Consider the following 979-nt stretch of genomic DNA (forward strand, 5'->3'; position numbering starts at 1 on the left):
AAACTGCAATTGTTGAAGGTTTGGCGCAGCGCATTGTAAATGGCGAAGTGCCCGAAGGCTTAAAAGATAAGCGAGTGTTGTCTCTTGATATGGGGGCGCTGATTGCTGGAGCTAAATTTCGTGGAGAATTTGAAGAACGCTTGAAGGCCTTGCTAAATGAGCTTTCTAAACAGGAAGGCCAAATCATTCTGTTCATCGATGAAATTCATACCATGGTTGGTGCAGGTAAGGCAGAAGGTTCGATGGATGCCGGAAACATGCTCAAGCCGGCACTATCGCGCGGAGAGTTGCATTGCGTTGGTGCTACAACTCTGGACGAATATCGCGAGTACATAGAGAAAGATGCAGCCCTAGAGCGCCGCTTCCAAAAAGTACTTGTAGACGAGCCAACGGTTGAAGACACCATTGCGATTTTGCGTGGGCTGAAGGAGCGTTATGAAGTTCACCACGGTGTTGAAATTACCAATGGTGCCATTATCGCTGCGGGTAAGTTGTCGCATCGTTACATTAGTGATCGGCAGTTACCTGACAAGGCGATTGACCTCGTAGACGAAGCGGCGAGCCAAATTCGCATGGAGATGGACTCAAAGCCGGAATCCCTTGATCGCCTTGAGCGCCGATTGATTCAGTTAAAGATTGAACGCGAAGCCTTGAGGAAAGAAAAGGACGAAGGCTCGAAGGCCGCGGTGGTTGAGCTAAACAGGGAAATTGAAAGCGTCGAGAAAGAGTTTGCGGATCTGGAAGAGGTTTGGGTGTCAGAAAAAGCTGCCTTGCAGGGTTCGCAGCAGGTAAAAAGTGATCTTGAACAAGCTCGTGTTGAGCTGGAAAGTGCGCGCCGCAACGGTGATTTGGCGCTTATGTCTGAGTTGCAGTATGGCAAAATTCCAGAGTTGGAACGACAGCTAGATATGGCTTCGCAGGCTGAGATGGTGGGCATGACCTTGCTTCGGAATAGAGTGACGGAGGAAGAAATCGCGGA

At 49.4% G+C, this 979-nt stretch carries 1 protein-coding gene; it reads left to right on the forward strand.

The window, feature by feature from the left end; all coding sequences use genetic code 11:
- Nucleotides 1-979: AAA family ATPase (locus A3750_RS15395; protein ID WP_156498628.1), on the forward strand; the 979-nt coding region annotated here is incomplete at both ends.

The organism is Oleiphilus sp. HI0079 (genome assembly GCF_001635105.1).